The sequence below is a fragment of the Streptomyces sp. LS-MS-L19 genome (assembly GCF_058382285.1).
This window is the reverse complement of sequence record NZ_JBYCLL010000001.1, coordinates 3576864-3596995: the sequence shown is the minus strand read 5'-3', so window position 1 is coordinate 3596995 and position 20132 is coordinate 3576864. Positions and strand designations below refer to the sequence as shown.

The following is a 20132-nucleotide window of genomic DNA, read 5'->3' as shown; positions in this document are numbered from 1 at the left end:
GGTTGTGAGTCGTACGGGAACTACGTCCGGCGCGCTACCGGCCGTACGACAGCCCGTACCCGACCGGGTACAGCACCCGCGCCGGATCGTCGGCGCGCTGCACCGGCACCGGCAGCCTCCCGCGCGGCGCCGCCTTCCCGGCGATCACCCGGGCGGCCGCCCGCAGTTCGACGTCGGTCCAGGAGTAGGTCGCCAAGTACGCCGGCACGTCCGGCAGTCGGGCCACGTCGTAGGGATTGCGGATCGCGATCGCCACCACCGGCTTCCCCAGCGCCACCAGCTGCTCGACGAGTGTCTGCTGGGCGGCCGTGATGTTGTACGTCCCGACGATCACCGCGTCCGCGTCCCGTGCCGCCGCCAGCGCCTGGGCGACGACGGCCGCCGAGGGGGCCGTACCGGTCGACAGGGCGGTCGCCGTGAACCCGAGCCCGGTCAGGGCGGCGGCGAGGACACCGGTGGGCGGGCCCGTCGTGCCGGACGGGGAGGCCGGGTCGGCGCCCAGCACCAGCAGCTTGCGGTGGACGCGGCGGGACAGGGGCAGCAGCCGCTGCTCGTTGACCAGCAGGGTCGTGGTGCGCTCGGCGATCCGGTCGGCCGCGGCGAGGTGGGCCCGGGTGCCCACGGTCCGCGAGACACCGGCCTGACTGACGTACGGCTCCTCGAACAGCCCCAGCCGGGCCTTGAGGCGCAGGATCCGCAGGATCGACTCGTCGAGCCGCGCCTCGGTGAGCTCTCCCTCCCGTACGGCCGTCAGGACCGCGTTCCACGCCACGTCCAGGGAGGGCGGGTTGAGGAGCTGGTCGACACCGGCCTTGAGGGCGAGGACGGGGACGCGGTCGTCGCCGTACTTGGTGCGCACGCCCTCCATGCCGAGGGAGTCGGTCACGACCACTCCGTCGTAGCCGAGTTCGCCGCGCAGGATGCCGGTGAGGATCGGGTGGGAGAGGGTGGCCGGGTCGCCGGAGTCGTCGAGGGCCGGGAACTGGATGTGCGCGGTCATGATCGAGTCGATGCCGGCGCGGATCGCGGCCCGGAAGGGCACGGCGTCGAGCTTCTCCCACAGCTCCCGGCTGTGGGTGATGACCGGGAAGCCGTAGTGGCTGTCGACGGCGGTGTCGCCGTGTCCCGGGAAGTGCTTGGCGGTCGCGGCGACCCCGGACCCCTGGTACCCGGAGACCTCGGCGGCGACGAGACGGGCGACCTGCTGCGCCTCGGAGCCGAAGGAGCGGACGCCGATGACCGGGTTGGCCGGGTTGACGTTGACGTCGGCGACCGGGGAGTAGTTCTGCCGGACGCCGATCGCCCGCAGCTCCTGCCCGGCGATCCGGCCGAGGGTGCGGGCGTCGGCGCGTGACGCGCCGGCGCCGACGGCCATCGCGCCGGGGAACAGGGTGGCCGGCGCGCCGACCCGGCAGACGATGCCGTGCTCCTGGTCGGTGGAGACGAGGACGGGCAGACCGCGGGGCTGCTGGAGCGAGGCCCTCTGGATGCCGTTGGAGAGGTCGGCGATCTGGTGCGGGTCACGGGTGTTGTGCGCCCAGGTGAAGTAGATGATCCCGCCGACCCGGTACTTCGCGATCATCTCGGCGGCCGTACGGACGCCGATCTCCTTGAGGTTGGCGTCGATGTCGGCCTGGTCGGGGGCGGTGGCGGAGTGGCCGTAGACCCGCATCACGAAGAGCTGGCCGACCTTCTCCTCCAGGGTCATGCGGGAGATGAGGGAGCGGAGCTTCTGGTCGAGCTTCCGGTCGTGCTTCTTGGCGTCCTTCTTGTCGTCCGCGTGCGCGGTCCCGCCGACGGCGAGGGCGGTGGTGACGCCCGCTGTCGCGGCGAGGACGGTACGTCTGGAGGGCACGTGCGCTCCTTCCGGAGGTGATCCGCTGAAGGAAACTTCCGAGAAGTCACCAATAACCGGGAAGTTTCTGCCAGTCAAGGGAGTGCACAGTAACGCGGCGAAGGGCTCGCGGGGGCGAGGGCGCCGCCATCGGCGCTGTGGAGGGGGGCGCGCCGATGGCGGCGTGTGCTGCCGGCCGCAGTACGGAGGAGAGGGTTGGTCAGCGTTCGCAGCCAGCAGCGAGGCCGACGCCGTACCGCGGTGACTCTCCGGCAGCTTGCGCATTGGACGAGCGGGGGCGGGACGGGGTTCCCGGCTGCGGCCCGATTTCCGGAAGTTGGTGGGGCAGGGGCCAACGGGACGGATGAGCCGACCCGTTGGGGCGGCCGCGCGCCCGTCGTAGGGTCGGTGCATGAGCCAGCTGCTGCCGCTCCTGACCGTGCTCGCAGGTCTCACCGTGACCCTGGCCCTCCTCACCCTGCTGGCCCGCCACGTCCGCCGCCGCGGGACGGCGGGCGCCGGCCTGCGCGGGGCCCTGGCGGCCCACGACGAGGTGTGGCACGGCACGGCGGCGGACTCGTACGACGAACTCCAGGTGCAGACGGACCGCAGGGCACCGCTGCCGGACGACCGGTGGCGGCGGGTGGGGCGGTGAGGGCGGTTCCGTTCGGCATCGACAGGTCCGGGTGAGTCGGGACGCGCGGGGCGGGTCCAGTTCGTGGACGTTCCGGCGTCGGAGTCCGGTGCGGGGCGATCATGAGGGGTATGCCCGTCGACACGTCCGCCCCGCGGTCCCTCGCCCTGCCCGGCTCGAAGTCCATCACCGCCCGCGCCCTCTTCCTGGCCGCCGCGGCCGACGGGGTGACCACCCTGGTCCGCCCGCTCCGGTCGGACGACACCGAGGGCTTCGCCGAGGGCCTGGTGCGGCTCGGCTACCGGGTCGGCCGCAGCCCCGACGCCTGGCAGGTGGACGGCCGCCCGCAGGGACCCGCGGTCGCCGAGGCGGACGTGTACTGCCGGGACGGCGCGACGACCGCCCGCTTCCTGCCCACCCTCGCCGCCGCCGGCCACGGCACGTACCGCTTCGACGCGTCCCCGCAGATGCGCCGGCGCCCCCTGGCCCCCCTGAGCAGGGCCCTGCGCGACCTGGGCGTGGACCTGCGGCACGAGGAGGCGGAGGGCCACCACCCCCTGACCGTGCGGGCGGCCGGGGTCGACGGCGGCGAGGTGACCCTGGACGCCGGCCAGTCCTCCCAGTACCTCACCGCGCTCCTGCTGCTCGGCCCCCTCACCCGCCGGGGCCTGCGGATCCGCGTCACGGACCTGGTCTCGGTGCCGTACGTCGAGATCACCATCGCGATGATGCGGGCGTTCGGGGTGGAGGTGACCCGGGAGGGCGACGTCTTCGTGGTGCCGCCGGGCGGCTACCGCGCCACGACCTACGCGATCGAACCGGACGCGTCCACGGCGAGCTACTTCTTCGCGGCCGCCGCGATCACCCCCGGCGCCGCGGTCACGGTGCCCGGCCTCGGCACGCACGCGCTCCAGGGCGACCTCGCCTTCGTGGACGTCCTGCGGCGGATGGGCGCGGAGGTGACCGTCGGCGCCGACGCCACCACGGTCCGGGGGACCGGCGCACTGCGCGGCCTCACCGTCACCATGCGGGACATCTCCGACACCATGCCGACCCTCGCGGCGATCGCCCCCTTCGCCTCCGGACCCGTCCGCATCGAGGACGTGGCCAACACCCGGGTGAAGGAGTGCGACCGCCTGGAGGCCTGCGCCGAGAACCTCCGGCGGTTGGGCGTGCGCGTGGCCACGGGCCCCGACTGGATCGAGGTCCACCCGGGCACGGCCGCCTCGCCCACGACCGCGATCACGACGTACGGCGACCACCGGATCGTCATGTCCTTCGCGGTCACCGGCCTGCGGGTGCCGGGTATTTCGTTCGACGACCCGGGGTGCGTACGGAAGACTTTCCCCGGTTTCCACGAGGCGTTCGCGGAGTTGCGCCGAGGCATCGGGGGGTGATGAGACGGTGGGCTTCCAGCTGGAAGGGCCGGTCCTGAAGGGCGAGTTGGTGCGCCTGGAGCCGCTGGGCCACCGGCACGCGGCCGACTTGGCCGTGGCGGCGGAGGAGAACCGCGGTACGTACGCGTTCACCTGGGTGCCGAGGGCCGGCGAGGTCGGTGACTACATCGACGCGCAGCTGGCGCGGGCGGCTTCGGGGCGGCTCGCTCCCTACGCGCAGGTGTCCGTGGCGACCGGGCGGGCGGTGGGGGCGACGGCGTACTGGGAGCCGCGGTACTGGCGCTCGGAGGATCAACTCGACGCCATCGAGGTCGGTTTCACCTGGCTGGGCGCCTCGGCGCAGGGCACCGGCATCAACGCCGAGGCCAAGCTGCTGCTCTTCCGGCACGCCTTCGAGCAGTGGCACGTCTCGCGCGTCGACCTCAAGACGGACGCCCGCAACGACCGCTCCCGCGCCGCGATCGAAAGCGTCGGCGCCCGCTTCGAGGGCGTCCTGCGCAACTGGTCCCGCTCCTGGGCCCCCGGCGAGAACAACCGCCTCCGCGACTCGGCGATCTTCTCCATCACGGCGGAGGAGTGGCCGGAGCGCCGCGAACACCTGGAGAACCGGGTGACGGGGTACGCGACCGGACGCCGCCCGGCTCGACCTGGACGCCGGCCACGGTGACGGGCCCGCCGTACTGAGTGTTGCCTGGACTCGAAGGCACCGCTCACGCCTCGTCGCCGGCCGGTTGGCTCTCTTCCGTGGTCGGGATGGCCCGCAGCTCCGGGGTGCTCGCGCCGACGAAACCCACTGCCGCCACGCACAGCAGACCGCCCGTGATCAGGGCGGTCGCGCCCGAGGTCCAGCCCGCGACCAGGCCGGCGCGGAGGTTGCCGAGGTGGGGGCCCGCCTGGCCGACGATCGTCTCGGCGGCCGTCACGCGTCCGAGCAGGGCGTCGGGGGTGCGGGTCTGGACGAGGGTGGTCCGGGAGAGGACCGCGAGGGCGTCCGCCGCGCCGGCCACGGCCAGCAGGGCGAGGCCCGCCCAGGCGCTGGTCGTCAGCCCGAACACGGCCAGGGCCGCGCCCCAGGTCGCCGACGCGCACAGCATCACCGGGCCGGGGCGCGCCAGGCGGGTGACCGGGCCGGAGAAGACCGTCGCGGCGACCCCGCCCACCGCGAGCGCGGACAGGAACAGGCCGAGCGTGCGCGGGTCGCCGCCGAAGCGTTCGTCGTTGACCAGCGGGAACAGGCTCGTCGGCATGGACAGGAGGGTGGCCGCCAGATCGGTCAGGAGCGCACCGCGCACCACCCGGTGGCCGGTCAGGAAGCGCAGCCCGTCCAGGACGCCGTGCACCCCCGGCCGGGACTTCTCGCCCTCGGGCGGCAGGGCGGGGAGCCCATAGGCGCCGTAGAAGGACATGGTGAAGCTCAGGGTGTCCAGGAGGTAGCAGACGCCGATGCCCCACCAGCCGAGCACCACCCCGGCGACGGCCGGGCCGACCAGCATCATCGCCTGACCGGTGACCTGTTGCAGGGCGAGACCGGCGGCCACCTGGTCCTTCGGCAGCAGCCGCGGCACGAACACGCCCGCGGCGGGCGCGCCGAGCGCGGCGAACGACGTCTGTACGGCGACCAGCAGCAGGACGACCACCACCGGCGCGTGCCCGGCGAAGCCCTGCACGGCCAGCAGCAGGGAGCAGACCGCGGAGCCGACGGTGCCCGTGAGATACACCCGGCGCCGGTCGGCCCGGTCGACCAAGGCTCCGGCGAACAGGCTCACCCCGACCATCGGCACCGCCTGCGCGATGCCGACCGCGCCGCTCCAGACCGCGCTGTGGGTCATGTCCCAGACCTGGTACATGACGGTGACCATGGTCATGAAGGTCCCGAGCGTGGAGACCGTGCGCCCGAACAGCAGCCGCCGGAAGACCGGTGAGGTGCGCAGGGGCCGTACATCGAGGAACGTACGGCTGAGACTCATGACAGCGGGGGCGGGGGAGGAACGGGCTGAGGCACCCCGGGACGGTATCGGGAGACCGCCGCCCCGGCCACCGAATTACCGTCGGACCCGGGTCCGACCCGACCCGACTCGTCAGCCGGCCGACCGCCCCCGTCCCGCCTCCACCACCCGCCCCCTCCAGGCCCTCGACCTCACCCGCCCGCCCCGATCGCCTCCCCGAGCAGCCGTACCGCCTCCGGGACCGTGCCGTCGGCGAGGTTGCCGTAGCCGAGGACCAGGCCGTGGGCGGTGTGGTCGGGGGTGGCGTGGTACGCGGCGAGGTCGGCGACGCGCAGGGAGCGGGCCGCCGCGGCCGTCACCACGGCGGCGGTGTCGGTGTCCGCGGGCAGCCGCAGCAGGAGGTGCAGCCCGGCCGCGACCCCGGAGACCGGGGCCCCGGGCAGCCGTTCGGCGAGGGCCCGGACCAGGGCGTCGCGCCGGTCGCGGTAGCGCTTGCGGCAGGCCCGCAGATGGCGGTCGTAGCCGCCCGACTCCAGCAGCGCGGCGAAGGCGAGCTGGTCGAGGACCGGGGGCTGGGACGCCGTCAGGTCGGTCCGGTGCAGGACGTCGGTCCACCGCGAGGGCGCCACGATCCACCCGATACCGAGCGCCGGGGAGAGCGTCTTGCTCAGGGACTTCAGCAGGATCACCCGGGAGGGGTCCATGCCTTGCAGGGCGGCTACCGGCCGCCGGTCGTAGCGGAACTCCGCGTCGTAGTCGTCCTCCAGCACGACCCCGTCCACCCGCCGGGCCCAGTCGAGCAGGGCGGCCCGCCGCTCGGGCACGAGCACCGTCCCCAGCGGGAACTGGTGCGCCGGAGCCGTCAGCACCGCCCGCAGGCCGCCGTGTCCGGCGAGGTCGTCGGTGCGCAGACCGCCGCCGTCCGCGCGGACCGGCACCGGCTCGAGACCCGCCGCCCGGATCACCTCCCGCAGCCGCGTCCAGCCCGGCTCCTCGCAGCCGACGGCGGTGATGCCGTCGGCGCGCAGGGCGTGGCAGATCCGCCGGACCGCGTCGGTCACGCTCAGGCACACCGTCACGTCCCGCGCGGTCGTGGAGACCCCGCGGGAGCGCCCCAGGTACTCGGCGAGCAGCCGCCTGAGCCGGGGGTGTCCGCCGGGCGGTGGATAACCGAACTCGGTGAACGCCGTGGTCGTCACCTGGGCCCGCAGCGCCTCGGCCCACCGGCGGCGCGGGAACGCCCGCAGGTCCGGCAGCCCCGGAGCGAGGTCGAAGCGGGCCACCGGGTCCCGGCGGGCCGCGGGGCGCCCGGAGCCGGCGTCCCCGTCACCCGCCCAGCGCACCCGGGTCGCCGAGCCGCTGCGCGCCTCCAGGTAGCCCTCGGCCACCAGCTGGCCGTACGCCTCCGTCACCGCCCAGCGCGAACAGCCGAGGTCGGCGGCGAGCTGCCGGCTGGGCGGCAGGGCGGTGCCGACCTCGACCCGCCGGCTGCGGATCGCCGCACGCAGGGCCCGTTTCACCCGCTCGTGCAGCGGCCCGCCGCCCGGCCGGTCCAGGTCGAGCAGGAGATCCCCGGCGAGATTGGTCTGTGAAACCCGCATGCGGTTGGACGGTAGCAGCGAGCCGATTCTTCCTACCGTCGAAGGCGTACGGAGGTCACGAGGACGCGGAGGAGAACGTGATGGCTTCAACGAGGAGTGCGCTGCCGACCGAGCCCCACCCGATGCTCAGCGGGGTGTTCACCGAATGGCACGCGAAAGCCGGCGCCCTGTCCGCGCTGCCCGACGCACCGGTCGTGACGGACGACTGCGGTGCGCGGGGGCGGATGTGGCGCCGGCTCAGGTCCCGCCTCGGTCCGGCTACGCGGCGTCGTTGAGGAGGCGGGCCAGGTGCTCGCGGCCCGCGCCCAGCAGCTCCTCCAGCGGGGCCGCCTTTTCGTACCAGCGCTTCTCGTACTCCCAGCACAGCCAGCCGTCCCAGCCGTGCCGGGAGAGGATCTCCACGCACTCGGCGAGCGGCAGGACGCCGGCGCCGAGCGCGACCGGGGTGGTGTCCTCGGCCGAGGCGATGTCCTTGACCTGGACGTATCCGAGGTGCGGGGCGAGGGCCGCGTAGGTCTCGGAGGGCTGTTCGCCGCCGAGCCAGGTGTGCATGACGTCCCAGAGCGAGCCGACCTGGCGGTGGCCGACGGGCCCGAGGATCCGGATCGCGTCGGCGCCGGTGCGGTGCGAGTCATGGGTCTCGAGGAGGATGCGTACGCCCAGGTCGCCGGCGTACTCCGCGGCCGTACCGAGGCGCCGGGCGGCCGTGGCGTCGGCGTCCTCGGGGGACTGGTCGGAGGCGGCGCCGGGGAAGACCCGCACGAAGCCGGCGCCGAGGTCGCGGGCGAGGTCGAGGAGGCGGTGGATCTCCTCGACCACGGGCTCGTCGTCCCCGGGCGCGGCCACGCGCGCGTACCCGGCGAGCCCCAGCACCTCGACCCCCGCCGCCTTGAACTCGGCCACCGCGTCGGCCCGTTCGGCGAGCCCGATACCGGGGTGCACCGGCTCCTCCGGGTGCGCGCGCAGTTCTACGCCGTGATAGCCGTACGTGGTCGCGAGCCGCAGCACGTCGGCGAGGGGGAGGCCGGGGACACCGAGAGTGGAGAACGCCAGTTTCATGCCCCCTACTCTCACCCTCCGAAGAGCCCAAGGTCCAGCCCACCCGCCCCGCCCCGCGCCCTCACCCACCCGCGCCGGTCGGTTCCGTCAGATCCAGGTGCCAGTCCTGGCCGTTCAGGTCCTGGCCGAAGGAGCGGTGGGGTTTCTCGGCGGTCAGGACGAAGCCGTGGCGCCGGTAGAGGCGGCGGGCGGAGGTGAGGACGTCGTTGGTCCACAGGACCAGGTCCCGGTAGCCGACCCCGCGCGCGAAGTCGACCACGGCCGACACCAGCCGGTCCCCGATGCCCAGCCCGCGCGCGTCCGGCTCCACGAGGAGCAGCCGCAGCCGGGCGGTCGCGGGCGCCTCGTCCCGTACGCACATCACGCACCCCACCGGCCGCCCGTCCAACTCGGCGATCCAGACCCGCTCCAGATGCGGGTCGTGGTCCTCCGCGAAGTCGGCGACGATCCTGGCGACCAGGCCCTCGTAGTCGGCGTTGAACCCGTACTCGGCTGCGTACAGGGCCGCGTTGCGGGCCACCATCCAGCCGAGGTCACCCGGGCGGGGCTCGCGCAGCAGGACGTCCTCCCGGCGCGGGGGGCGGCCGTCGGACAGCAGGGTGCGGACGGTGTGCATGGCCTCGGAGAGCCGGGGCCGCTCGGCGGCCGGCACGGTCGCGAGAAGCGCGCCCACGGATTCGTCGGCCCGTTCGGCGAGCAGCGCGGCGGTCTCCCGGCCCCGCGGGGTGAGCGTGACCCGCACCCGGCGTGGGTCCTTCCGGGAAGCCGTCCGCTCGATCAGCCCGGCGCGCTCGAACTTGTTGAGGATCCGGCTCAAGTACCCCGCGTCCAGCGAGAGTTCCCCGCGCAGGTCGGCCGCGTCGGTACGCGGCGAGTGCGCGAGCTCGTACAGGACGCGGGACTCGGTGAGGGTGTACGGGGCGTACAGCTGGCGGCTGTAGTCGAGGGCGCCGATGACGTTCGTGTAGAAGCGGTTGAAGGCGCGGATGTCCTGGACGGTCATGTCGGTCGACCCCCGGATGTTTGACTCAGTCAGAGATGTCGCTGAACCGAGCGTAGGACGTCCGCGCCGCCCACGGCTACCCCCCCCCGCGCCCGAGCGGGCAGCGGCCGCCGCCTAGGCCCCGGCCTCCGGCGCGGGCCGGTACACGCACAGCTGCACACCGGTCTTCCCGGCGACCGTGGACACCAGCTCGAACGGCCGCTTGCCCCCGTCCTCCGGGAAGATGGACTTGCCGCCGCCGAGCAGCACCGGCATCACGATGAGCTGGAGCTCGTAGACGAGCCCCTCGCTGATGAGGGTGCGCACGAGGGTGGGGCTGCCCATCATCGCCAGCTCGCCCCCCTCGGTCTCCCGCAGGGCGCGGATCCGCGCGACGGCCTCGGAGCCCGGGATGCGCTCGGTGTTGTTCCAGGTCAGCTCGTCATCGCCGAGGGTGTCGGTGACGACGTACTTCTTGAGGGAGTTCAGCCGGTCGGCGAAGGGGTCCCCGGCCCGCTCGGGCCACGCCCCCGCCATCGTCAGATACGTCCGCCGCCCGTACAGCAGCGCCTCGGCCCGCTCCATCCCCTCGCTGAACGCGGGACCGAGCACCTCCTCGTCGAAGTACGGGTGCGACCAGCCGCCATGCGCGAACCCGCCGTCGGTGTCCTCCTGAGGACCGCCGGGCGCCTGCACGACCCCGTCGAGACTGATGAACTCACTGACCACGATGCGCATGGGACTCACTCCAGTTCCTGGTTGGTTACGGCTTCTCAGACCGGGGCGGGGCACGGAACTCATCGGTGCGGGGAGCGTACGGCGTCCGCCGGGTCAGTCCCACCAGAACCGCCAGTCAGTCCGCCCGGCGAGTCCTCGCGCGTACTCCGGGAAGGGGGTCGGCGGGTCGTCCACGATGTTGTCCGCGGTGGACAGCACATGCTCCAGGGCGAGCCGCTCGGCGTGCGCCGGGTCGAGGGGCGGGCGGGCGACGGACACGTGCAGGTCACCGTTGAACGCGGCCACGACCCGGGCCCCGAACCGGTCCTCCCAGCTCCGCAGCAGGGCTCCCATCAGCGGCAACGGGCCGTCCTGCCAGCCCATCACCGCGGGGACGTCGGCGGAGCTGCGGGCCGGGACGAGGACGAGGCTGAGGGAGGCCGCGTACGGCTCGCTGCGCAGCAGACGGGCGACGGTACGGCCCGCGGCCTCCTCGGCGCCCGGACCGGTACCGGTGTCCGGCCCGGCGGGCGCGAGCCCCGGCCAGCTCTCGAACGGCGGCCCCGGATCGTGCGGCCAGGGCTCGACGTCCTCCGGGGTCTCGTCCGAGGGCTCCGCGGAGGAGGGGTCGGACCAGGACGGCAGCCGCTGCCGTCGGTACTCCGCGAAGTCGGCCGCGAGCACCTCGTCGAGTCGTACGGCGTCGGCGGCGGCCGGATCCCTGGGCCGCGCGGGGTCGTTGGGCCAGCACAGGTGTGGGTGCAGCCCGGTCGCGGGGGCCCGCCTCAGCAGATCCGCCCACAACTCCGCTATGCCGTCCGGCAGTTCCTCGGAGATCCAGACCTCCACCGGACCCCGTCGCTCGAACCGTCCCGGTGGCAGCCCCGCGGGCAACGAAAAGACCATGGGAGGACGATAGGGGCGACCACTGACAGCGGTCCCCGAGCGGTGAGCCGAGAGCGAACGGCAGCCTGTGCCGGGGATGCCGGTTCCTAGCATCACGGCATGACGACAGCGACGTACGACGACCACGCGGACTGGTACAACGCCTACATGTCGCCCTCCTCCGGCGGTGAGTTCATCGACCGGCTGCACACGATGCTGAGGGAACTGCTGGGCCCGGGCGAGGGGCTCTGCCTGGACGTCTGCTGTGGCACCGGAGCCCACGCGGCCCCGGCGGCGGCACTCGGCTGGACACCGGTCGGCATCGACCTCTCGCACGGCCAACTCCGTCACGCGGCGGGAAGGTTGCCGGTCGCGCAAGGGGACGCGACAGCCCTCCCGCTGGCCGACGACTCCGTCCCCGCCGCGATCTGCGTGCTGGCGAGCACCGACGTGCCCGACTACGCCGCCGTGCTCCGGGAGATCGCCCGCGTGCTGACCCCGGGCGGCCGGTTCGTGCACCTCGGCGTCCATCCCTGCTTCATCGGGGCGTTCGCCGACTGGAGCGAGGGGACGAGGATCGTGGTGGACGAGAGGTACGCCGACCGCTCCCGCACCCTCGACTCGTGGAACCCCGCCGGAGTGCGCGCCCGCGTCGGCGCCTGGCACGTCCCGCTGGCCGACCTGCTCAACGCCACGCTCGCGGCGGGCCTACGGCTGGAGCGGACCACCGAGACCGGATCCGGCGGGATCCCCAACCTGTTCGGATTCACGGCGGTGAAACCCCGCCCCGCAACTCCGCGTACGACCTCCGCCGCCCCGGCGGCCTTGGCTCACGACCGCCGACTTCCCTCGAACAGGTGAATCGGCGGCTACGCGGCAAGGGGGCGGAATCGGAACCGCCCCAGCTCAAGAGCGGGCGGGCGCGTCAATCACGCGTTCCGCCTGCCCGTTCGGGTCAATGTCGTGTATCCACCCGTTCTCCCCACCTTGCTTGAATTCTCCCGAATGATCGAAGAGGTGGGGAGCAAGGTGGAAAAACGGTCCTCCGTGGGTGGGGCGACAGTGCTGATCGTCGGTGCCGGACCCGCCGGGCTGGTGCTCGGCAACCTGCTGCTGGCGGCCGGCGTGGACTGTCTGATCGTGGAGCGGAGCAGCCGCGAGCACGTCGAACGGCGGGCGCGGGCGGGCTTCCTGGCGGCCGACACGGTCCGCGTCCTCGTCGGCAACGGCCTCGGCGCCGGCCTCCTGGCGCGCGGCCGGACGCACGACACCTGCGTCTTCCGCACCGAACACGGCGAGTTCGCCCTCCGGTACGGCGGTCTCGGCCGCGGCGAGGCCCACACCGTCTACCCGCAGCAGGACCTGGTGACCGACCTGGTGGCCGAGTTCCTGCGCCGCGGCGGTGACCTGCGGTTCGGGACGCCGGTGCGCGAGGTCGGCGGCCTGGACGGCGAGCGGCCGTGGCTGGTGGCCGACGGACCGCAGGGGCCGTACCGCCTGACGGGCCGGTACCTCGCGGGCTGCGACGGCCGGCAGGGGACGTGCCGACGGCAGGTCCCCGCGGGCGAGGTGCGGTCGTACCGGCGGCGGCACGGTGTGTCCTGGCTCGCCCTGCTCGTCGAGACACCCCCCTCCCTGCCCGCGGTCACCTACGCGGTGCACGAGCGCGGCTTCGCCGGGCACATGGCCCGCACCCCCTCCGTCACCCGCTACTACCTCCAGTGCGAGCCCGGCACCGACCCCGGGTCCTGGAGCGAGACGGCGATCTGGGACGAACTCGACCTGCGCATGCGGGCGGAACGATTCGGCCCGTTGCGCCGGGGCCCCGTCCTGGAGCGGGCCGTCGTCGACCTGGAGTCCGACGTGCTCGACCCGATGCAGTACGGGCGGCTGTTCCTCGCGGGCGACGCGGCGGGCCTCATCAGCCCGTCGGCGGCCAAGGGCGCCAACCTCGCCGTCATGGCGGCCGAGACCCTGGCGCGGGCCTTCACCGCCGCCGTCCACGAGGGGGACGAGGAGCCGCTGGCCCGGTACTCGGCCACCTGTCTGCCGCGGATCTGGCGGGCCCAGGAGTTCTCCCACTGGATGATCGGCCTGCTGCACGCCCCCCACGGGGACGACGAGGAGTCCCGCTTCCTGCGCGCCCTGCGTGACTCCCGCCTGGAGAGCCTGCGGACCTCACTCGTCCAGCAGCACTCCTTCGCGGACAACTACGTGGGCGTATAGGGCACTTCACGCCCGCCCCACCCGCACTCCCTCTCCCGGTCCCACCCCGCACCCACATCCAGAGGACACCCATGCCCTTCGCGTCGGCAACGGAGCGCTGCCTCCCCCCGGCTGACCTCGACCGCATCGAGCAGGCCGCCGAGTTCGTGCGCCGAAACGACACGGCAAGCGCCCTCGACGCCCTGTTCCCGGCCCTGACCGCCGAGGAACGGCAGGAACTCGCCGGCCTGCTGCGGCTGGCCCACACCGCTCTTCTCGTCTTCCCGCACACCCTCGCGGGCCTGCGCGAAGAGCTCTCCGCACGGGGCCTGCAGGCGGGCGAGCCGACCCCGAGCGTGGTCGTCCGCGGCAGGCTCGCCCAGCGGTACGCCCGCCCGGCCGGCAGTCTCCCGGTCGGCATCCTCAGGGCGTCGGTGCCGGACAGCCGGGGCGGGCGGGGCGAGATCGAGATCTTCGTCCTGGAGGCTCCCGACGGCTCGGACCTGGCGCCCGTGGCCGCGGCCGAACGCGCGGCCGGTCACGAGGCGCACATCGCGTTCGAGGTGCTCGCCCCCGGTCCGGTCACCCTGCGCGGACTGACGGCCCTGCTGCTCGACCGGGCCGGAGCGCACGCCGACAGCGGTGGCCACAACCCGCACGAGAACTCCACCGTGCTCTACTTCCGCACCGGCGAGCACCGCGTCGAGCTCTACGTCCCCGGCCGCCACCCCGAACTCCTCGCCGCCCACCTGCGCAGCACGGCCGAGCACCGGGCCCGGTCCGGCGAAGACGCCCCGCAGGCCCGGCACGCGCCACGCGTCCCCGGTCCCCGGGACCGTCTGCTGCACCTGATGACCGGGGCCTGGACCACCCAGGCGATCGCCGTGACCGCCGAACTCCGGCTCGCCGACCACCTGGAGGTCCACCCCGGCGCGAGCCTCACGCTCCTCGCCGAGCTGACCGGCAGCCACCCCGACAGCCTCGGCCGGCTCCTGCGCTACCTCGCCGGTCTCGGCCTGGTGGCGGCGGACCCCGACGGCTCGTACCACCTCACGGAGCTGGGCGGGCCGTTGCGCACCGGCGCCGACGCCTCCTTCCAGCCGCTCGCGCTGCTCTACGGCGGCCCGTTCTACCGGTCCTTCGGAGAACTGCGGCACTCGGTGCGCACCGGCGAGGAGGCGTTCGCACAGGTCTTCGGCGAGCACCACTTCCCCTACTTCGCGCGCCACCCCGACCTCGCCGACCTCTTCGACCGGGCCATGGCGGCGAGCGCGCCGATGTTCGCCCCCGTGGCCGGGCTGGTGGACCTGTCCGCCCACCGGGTGGTGGTGGACGTGGCCGGCGGCAACGGAGAACTCCTCGGCCGGCTCCTGCGCGCCGCCCCGCACCTGCGCGGGGTCCTGCTGGAGCGGCCGCACGCCGTCGAGGCCGCGGAGAAGGCCTTCGCGACGGCGGGGCTGACCGACCGCTGCCGGTTCGTGACGGGGGACTTCACGTCCGGGATCCCCGAGGGCGGCGACCTGTACGTCCTGTCCCGGGTGCTGCACGACTGGGACGACGACCGCTGCCGGACGATCCTGCGCCAGTGCGCCCGGGCCATGCCCCCCGGCGCCGAACTCCTCCTCGTCGAGCGCCTGCTGCCGACGGACACCCGGCTCTCCCTCACCGTGGCCTGGGACGTGCACATGCTGTGCAACGTGGGCGGCCGCGAGCGCACGGAGGACCATTACCGACGGCTGCTGGAGGAGACGGGCTTCGAGTTCGCCTCGTGCCATGAACTGCCGTTGCAGGGGGCGCTGTTGCGATTCAAGAGGGGCTGACCTCCACCTAGTCCCATCGGAATCGCCACTCCGTCCGCCCCACAAGGCTCCTTGCGAACTCCGGGACCGGTTTCGGCGGGTCGCCCACGATGCCCCACCGGAGCCGGGTCAGGGCGCGGAGTCCGATCCGCCACCGCCACCGAAGGCGCCACCCGCGGCCCGGATCAGCGCGCGGGCCTCGTCCTCCAGGCGGCGGGTGATCGGTTCATCGCCCATGCCCTGTTCCCTGAGCTGTACGGCCAGTCGCCCGAAGTAATCGGCAGCGTTGAGGACATGTTGCGTCACGTCGACCGGGGCTCCGCCCCGGAGCTCCTCGCGGACCTGCGAGGTGTGCGCGAGGACATGACCGATCTGTGCTCGCACCCACTCTTGTCTGTCGTCCTCCAGGCCGGCTCGCATCAGCTGGCGAATCAGTCGTTCACAAGCCCGGGTGACATCGTCCAGCAACCGCGCCTCACGGCTGACACCCAGTGAGACGTCGCGCCCTTGCACGACCTGCAGTTGGACGACGCCACCGCCGATCCGGTTCGGGCTGTAGGCGGTCACGTCGACCGGACCGAGTCCCCCCAGCGCGGGCCGGAAGCACGGGTGGACGTGGAACTCGTCCTCACCGGACTGCGGCGGAGTCTGGGAGCCGTCGGAGTACACGACTTTGTGGCCTCTTTTGACCCCCAGGAAACCGATGTTGAAGAGGACGTCCAGCACTCCCTGGGAGGTGAGACCGTCGGCGTAGTCGGCGAACTCCTGCTGCAGGCGTTCACGGTGGGGCTCGAACCGTGCTTCGAGTGCCTGGCGCATCGTCACGTAGCCGTGATTGTCGAACAGCAGGAACAGCTGGCTGAGGTAGGGATGCGTCACCGAGTACTCCCTCGCCAGGTCGGTGAGCTTCCAGCGGGAGAACTGTTCGGTGGCGGTGAGCACGTCCTCCTCGGTGATGCGCTCACCGCCGCGCTGGTCGGCGGCATCCCGGCACGCGTTGAGGAACTGGATCATGTCCCTGGGGCGCGGAAGAGCGCGCCGGAACAGGTAGTCAGCGGTCGGCTCGCCGGACACCGTGGGTGGGAACACCTCCCCCCACAACTGCTCCGAAGTGAGTGATGGGGCCTTGATGGAGGTAGCGGCCCTGCTGAGAGCAAGGCGTGCCAGCTCGTCCTGGCTCCAGGAAATGCGCAGTTCGTCGCTGTGGAACTTGTCGGCATCACCGAAGTTGAGCGTGTCGTAGATGTCCGCCCGGAGGAAGAGGGTGCAGCGGATGGCGCCACCGTACTGGCCGGTGACCTGCTTGCTCGCCAGCAGCAGGCCGGTGACCAGGGCATGGCTGTCGGGGTCTATCGCCCAGACCTGTTCGAGTTGGTCGACCAGCAGGAGCAGGGGCGGATGGGACGCGGCGCATCCCAGGTCAGCGAAGGCGGCTGTCACCCCGTTCTCCAGTACCTCCAACTGTCTGCTCGCGCGGGCGCCCTCCGAGGCGCCGTTCAGACCGAGCCCTGCCTCGAAGCCGAACGCCTTGAGCGAGAGGTTCGCCGACTGCAGGCCTCGGGCCCCGCGGCGAAGCCTGTCGTAGAGGCGCTCGTCGTTTGTCTCGTCGTTCGCTTCCAGAAAGTCGCGCAGGGCCTTCACGGAGGAACGTGCTCGCCATCCGTGCGCCGTGCGCGCGTGCTCGCACAGGTACCGTGCGGCGTGTACGGCAAAGACGTAACGCCAGATCAGGGACTTGGCGGTGTCACCTGAGACCCCCTGGAGTTCGAACCGCCGGATCTCGTCCCCGGCGGCGTCGTCCGGTGTGATCAGAACCGCGGTGCCGGGATGGCCGTCGGTGTCTCCCAGATGCCGGCAGATCGCGCTCTTGCCGGCTCCCTTGCGGCCGATGATCAGTGATTTGCGGCCGGAGAGTGCCTCTCGATAGGCGTAGGTGTGCAGGAAGACCCCGCCCAGAAGGCCGTCCGCCAGGTCGTGCTCCGCGTCGTCCCGGCCGAAGAACAGATGGCTCACTGTACTTGGTCCCTGCTGCATGGCGCCCTCCCCCTTGGCGATGCATGAATTGCCAACTTGTCAGGAAGGGTAGGGGGGTTGATGGTGAACTGTCTTGAGAACGGCTTTCTGCCGGACCTGGGGCATCGGGGGTGCCATGAGCGAAGAGCAGGATTTCGACGAGTTACTGGAACCGCTGCGAACGGACATCACCACGCTGCACGTCGAGTTGAAGCTGCTGCGTGAGAGACACGACGGGATGGCACAGGCCCTGGCCGACGTGGGCTACACGGTCCACGAGGTGAAAGAGACGGTGACGGCGAGCAGCGAGGTGCTGGACGACTTCGTGGAGCGGTACGGCCGGGACCAGCTCGTGGCCAACGCCCAGGCGGAGCTGACACAGTTGACCGTCGAGTGGAAGGCCGACTTCGCTCAGCGCCAGCGGGTCCGGAGCCTGGCGCGTGGCCTCACGCACACGCTGACGGCACAGGCGGTGGCCGGCGGGCTGATCGACCAGGACACCATCGAAGCCTGCGTCAGGCAGCAGTTCCTTGACGAACCGACGTACTGGCTCGCTCCGGCGATCATGGCGGTGGCGGCCCGGCACAACAGGGAAACGGCACGGGCCTCCCGGGCGACGGCGCACGCGGTGTGGCTCGATTCCGCCAAGGCCAAACTGTTCTTCGCCCTGACCTGTTCGCGTCTGGGGCAACTGAGCGAAGCGGCGGGCTGGATGGACCGCTACCTCAACTCGATCGACCACGACGACCTCGGCCCTGAGTTCGGGGTGGTGCTCGAGGCCATAGCTAATGCGGAACTCGGATACGACGCCTACACGTATGCCCGTGAGGCCATGGCACGCTGGTTCCGCGAGGACGGCTCCGCGTTCCAGTCCCCTCCCGGGCTGTCTGCGAGTCCGTACCTGGCTCCGTGGGCGGGGCGCCTGATGGAGTTCGGCCGGGACGCTTCCGATAACCGCTTCGCCGCGCTGCGGGAGCTGACAGGGGTGGAGTGGCCTGCGCTGCAGAGTGGCTGGCAGACCGCCACCGCACTCCAGGGCACATTGGCCTATCTGGAAAGCTTCCCGACGGTCGACGACTCTCCCACCCGCTTAGGGCGCTACGCGGACAGCGCACTCGATCATCTGATCGACCATCTTGAACCGGACGAAGCTGAACTCCAGGAGCGCATGGCACGGTTGCGCGCGCTGATCAAACATCAAGGAGACCTCAAAGCTGCCACGGCGGCGATCGACGAGTCCGCGCAGGAGACAGAGCGGCTCGACTTCGTCACACTGCTGGAGCGCGCCGTGTTCCAACCCGAACTACTCCAACTCGGCGCGTCGGCCCGGGGACTGGCACTGGACTGCGTCTGGGAGAGCGTGCGCGCGTCGACCCTGTCCATGGCACGGACATCCCGCTCGCTGATGCCTCCGGTGGTGGTCCTCTCGTTCGAGGACTGGTCGTGTGAGTACCCCACCGATCCGTCCCTGTCGTTCGACGCGACCCGGGCGGCGCGCGAACTTGCCGGGCATGTGGAGGAACGGACCCGTGAGCAGGTCGACTCGATCGTGCCGGCCTGGACGCTCACCGTGGCCTCCGTGATGCTTGCCGTGGGGTGCTTCGCCGCCAACGTGTGGTGGGCCGGTGAAAGCACCTCCTTGCTGCTCATGGTGCTGGCAGTGCTGTCCTGCACCGCGGCGCTCGGTGGAGTGGCACACGTACCGTTTCGCAAGCACAGCCGACGCACCGCCGGTGAGAAGCGGCGGGCCTACGCGTCGTACGTGCTCCTGCAGGCCGCCGGAGAGCTGGAGGACCTGTTGGTCGACTGGCGGCACGGATTGGGGTGCGCGGAGGCGCTGGGCGAGTGGCACCCCGGTCGGGCCCGGGAGGTGGAGTCGTGAGCGGAGGTCGCGTCCTCGGAGACGGCCGGTATGTCCTGGACCGTCGTCTCGGCAAGGGCGGCATGGGCCATGTCTGGCTCGCCCTGGACCGGACACTGGACAAGCCCGTCGCGATCAAGCTCCTCGACATGTACCGCATACGGCAGCGCAGCCGCAGGCCCGCGCTGACCGACGAGATGCACGCGCGGTTCGAGAAGGAGTGGCAGTCGATGGCGCGTATCGACAGCCCCTACGTCGTGGCTATCCGGGACCGCGGGGAGGACGGTGGACACGTGTACCTGGTGATGGACTACGTCGACGGGAACTCATTGGACATGTACATGGGCCAGGGCGCCTCCCTGACCCTGGAGCAGACCGTGCGTTGGTCCGTGCAGATCTGCGAGGGGCTGGCGGACGCGAGTGACGTCGATGTCGTGCACAGGGACATCAAGCCCGCCAACATCATGATCAACGAGAGGGGGAACGCGAAGATCGTCGATTTCGGACTGGCTCGCCTCCTGGACATGTCCGAGACCCGCGGTGCCGGGGCCACCTGGCAGTACGCGGCCCCCGAACGCTGGAACAAACAGTCCGGCGACCACCTCAGTGACCTGTATTCACTGGGCTGTGTCATGTACGAGATGTTGACCGGGAACCCGCCGTTCAGCAGCCGTGACGGCGACACCCTGGCCGTCGGCTTCATGCACCTGCGCGATATGCCGGTGCCGCCGCTCAATGTGCGCCGGGGTATCCCGGAAAAATTGAGCGAACTCGTCATGCACCTGTTGGCCAAGAAACCCGAGCAGAGGCCGCAGCACGCGCGCGCCGTGATCCGCCGCATCCGACAGGTCGAGCACACGCCCGATGGCGGTGCCGATGGCTCCGGATCGCTTGTGCCGGCCGACGCGTTCCATGTGAACACGGACTATGTCGAGCGGATCCAGGACCTGGAGAGGCGTATCCGTGTGTTGCGGGTGCAGCATGCGGAGAGCCATCCTGCCGTCGTCGCAGCGCGCTTCGAACTCGCGGAGTTGACGGGCCAATCCGGGGATTCCCGTGGCGCGGCGGACCGCTTCGAGAGTCTCGGTGAAGACTGCAAGCGCTACTTCGGCCCGAGTGATCCCCGGGCCTTCGACGCATTCGACGCCATGGCCCGATGGATCGCGTCGCCCTCCTGACCGGACAGTCATGGATGAGAT

Annotated in this window: 17 protein-coding genes; 9 read left to right on the top strand and 8 right to left on the bottom strand. The window is 71.9% G+C overall.

Going from position 1 to position 20132, the window contains the following annotated elements; translation table 11 throughout:
- Positions 1-34: 34 nt before the first annotated feature.
- On the bottom strand, positions 35-1855 hold the full coding sequence (locus AC2XR2_RS15815) for a glycoside hydrolase family 3 protein (RefSeq protein ID WP_491515374.1): 1821 nt from the start codon (positions 1853-1855) through the stop codon (positions 35-37).
- A 391-nt stretch (positions 1856-2246) separates the two neighbouring features.
- On the opposite strand from AC2XR2_RS15815, the gene AC2XR2_RS15810 reads away from it, so the two are divergent.
- The 3 genes from AC2XR2_RS15810 (at position 2247) to AC2XR2_RS15800 (ending at position 4532) form a co-directional block, all read left to right on the top strand.
- Positions 2247-2489 (top strand): hypothetical protein, encoded by a 243-nt coding sequence (locus AC2XR2_RS15810; protein ID WP_491515373.1) that lies wholly within the window; start codon positions 2247-2249, stop codon positions 2487-2489.
- Between the two features lie 110 nt (positions 2490-2599).
- A complete protein-coding gene (aroA, locus tag AC2XR2_RS15805; protein WP_491515372.1) occupies positions 2600-3865 on the top strand; it encodes a 3-phosphoshikimate 1-carboxyvinyltransferase in 1266 nt (421 codons plus the stop codon).
- Between the two features lie 7 nt (positions 3866-3872).
- Positions 3873-4532: a GNAT family N-acetyltransferase gene (locus AC2XR2_RS15800; RefSeq protein WP_491515371.1), complete on the top strand. Its 660-nt coding sequence runs from the start codon at positions 3873-3875 to the stop codon at positions 4530-4532.
- 43 nt (positions 4533-4575) lie between these two features.
- Here AC2XR2_RS15800 and AC2XR2_RS15795 read toward each other — a convergent pair whose 3' ends face one another.
- Together AC2XR2_RS15795 and pdxR are read right to left on the bottom strand one after the other, a co-directional pair.
- Complete coding sequence (locus AC2XR2_RS15795) at positions 4576-5832, bottom strand: MFS transporter (protein ID WP_381298867.1); 1257 nt, start codon at positions 5830-5832, stop codon at positions 4576-4578.
- Positions 5833-6002: 170 nt separating this feature from the next.
- Positions 6003-7412 (bottom strand): MocR-like pyridoxine biosynthesis transcription factor PdxR, encoded by a 1410-nt coding sequence (gene pdxR, locus AC2XR2_RS15790; RefSeq protein WP_491515370.1) that lies wholly within the window; start codon positions 7410-7412, stop codon positions 6003-6005.
- An 80-nt stretch (positions 7413-7492) separates the two neighbouring features.
- Here pdxR and AC2XR2_RS15785 point away from each other — a divergent pair, with 80 nt between their 5' ends.
- Positions 7493-7687, top strand: a complete 195-nt coding sequence (locus tag AC2XR2_RS15785; protein ID WP_381298869.1) for a hypothetical protein — start codon at positions 7493-7495, stop codon at positions 7685-7687.
- Here the strand turns inward: AC2XR2_RS15785 and AC2XR2_RS15780 are convergent.
- The 4 genes from AC2XR2_RS15780 to AC2XR2_RS15765 form a co-directional block, all read right to left on the bottom strand.
- Positions 7671-8471: a sugar phosphate isomerase/epimerase family protein gene (locus AC2XR2_RS15780; protein WP_381298870.1), complete on the bottom strand. Its 801-nt coding sequence runs from the start codon at positions 8469-8471 to the stop codon at positions 7671-7673. The two genes, AC2XR2_RS15785 and AC2XR2_RS15780, sit on opposite strands and share 17 nt — an antisense overlap.
- Positions 8472-8532: 61 nt before the next feature.
- Positions 8533-9474 (bottom strand): bifunctional helix-turn-helix transcriptional regulator/GNAT family N-acetyltransferase, encoded by a 942-nt coding sequence (locus AC2XR2_RS15775; RefSeq protein ID WP_491515369.1) that lies wholly within the window; start codon positions 9472-9474, stop codon positions 8533-8535.
- Positions 9475-9588: 114 nt separating this feature from the next.
- The gene (locus tag AC2XR2_RS15770; RefSeq protein ID WP_491515368.1) at positions 9589-10191 is read right to left on the bottom strand and encodes a dihydrofolate reductase family protein; all 603 of its coding nucleotides are present in this window, start codon (positions 10189-10191) and stop codon (positions 9589-9591) included.
- A 93-nt stretch (positions 10192-10284) separates the two neighbouring features.
- On the bottom strand, positions 10285-11076 hold the full coding sequence (locus AC2XR2_RS15765) for a DUF4253 domain-containing protein (protein ID WP_491515367.1): 792 nt from the start codon (positions 11074-11076) through the stop codon (positions 10285-10287).
- A 99-nt stretch (positions 11077-11175) separates the two neighbouring features.
- Here AC2XR2_RS15765 and AC2XR2_RS15760 point away from each other — a divergent pair, with 99 nt between their 5' ends.
- The 3 genes from AC2XR2_RS15760 (at position 11176) to AC2XR2_RS15750 (ending at position 15080) form a co-directional block, all read left to right on the top strand.
- Positions 11176-11916: a class I SAM-dependent methyltransferase gene (locus tag AC2XR2_RS15760; protein WP_491515366.1), complete on the top strand. Its 741-nt coding sequence runs from the start codon at positions 11176-11178 to the stop codon at positions 11914-11916.
- 186 nt (positions 11917-12102) lie between these two features.
- A complete protein-coding gene (locus tag AC2XR2_RS15755) occupies positions 12103-13281 on the top strand; it encodes a 4-hydroxybenzoate 3-monooxygenase (protein WP_381298874.1) in 1179 nt (392 codons plus the stop codon).
- A gap of 71 nt (positions 13282-13352) precedes the next feature.
- Entirely contained in the window at positions 13353-15080 is a 1728-nt protein-coding gene (locus AC2XR2_RS15750) for a methyltransferase (RefSeq protein WP_491515365.1), read from the top strand.
- A 108-nt stretch (positions 15081-15188) separates the two neighbouring features.
- Here AC2XR2_RS15750 and AC2XR2_RS15745 read toward each other — a convergent pair whose 3' ends face one another.
- On the bottom strand, positions 15189-17093 hold the full coding sequence (locus tag AC2XR2_RS15745) for a P-loop ATPase, Sll1717 family (protein WP_491515364.1): 1905 nt from the start codon (positions 17091-17093) through the stop codon (positions 15189-15191).
- 115 nt (positions 17094-17208) lie between these two features.
- On the opposite strand from AC2XR2_RS15745, the gene AC2XR2_RS15740 reads away from it, so the two are divergent.
- Positions 17209-18954, top strand: a complete 1746-nt coding sequence (locus AC2XR2_RS15740; protein WP_491515363.1) for a hypothetical protein — start codon at positions 17209-17211, stop codon at positions 18952-18954.
- Positions 18951-20111 (top strand): serine/threonine-protein kinase, encoded by a 1161-nt coding sequence (locus tag AC2XR2_RS15735; protein WP_491515362.1) that lies wholly within the window; start codon positions 18951-18953, stop codon positions 20109-20111. Before AC2XR2_RS15740 ends, AC2XR2_RS15735 begins: the two co-directional genes overlap by 4 nt.
- Positions 20112-20132: the final 21 nt, after the last annotated feature.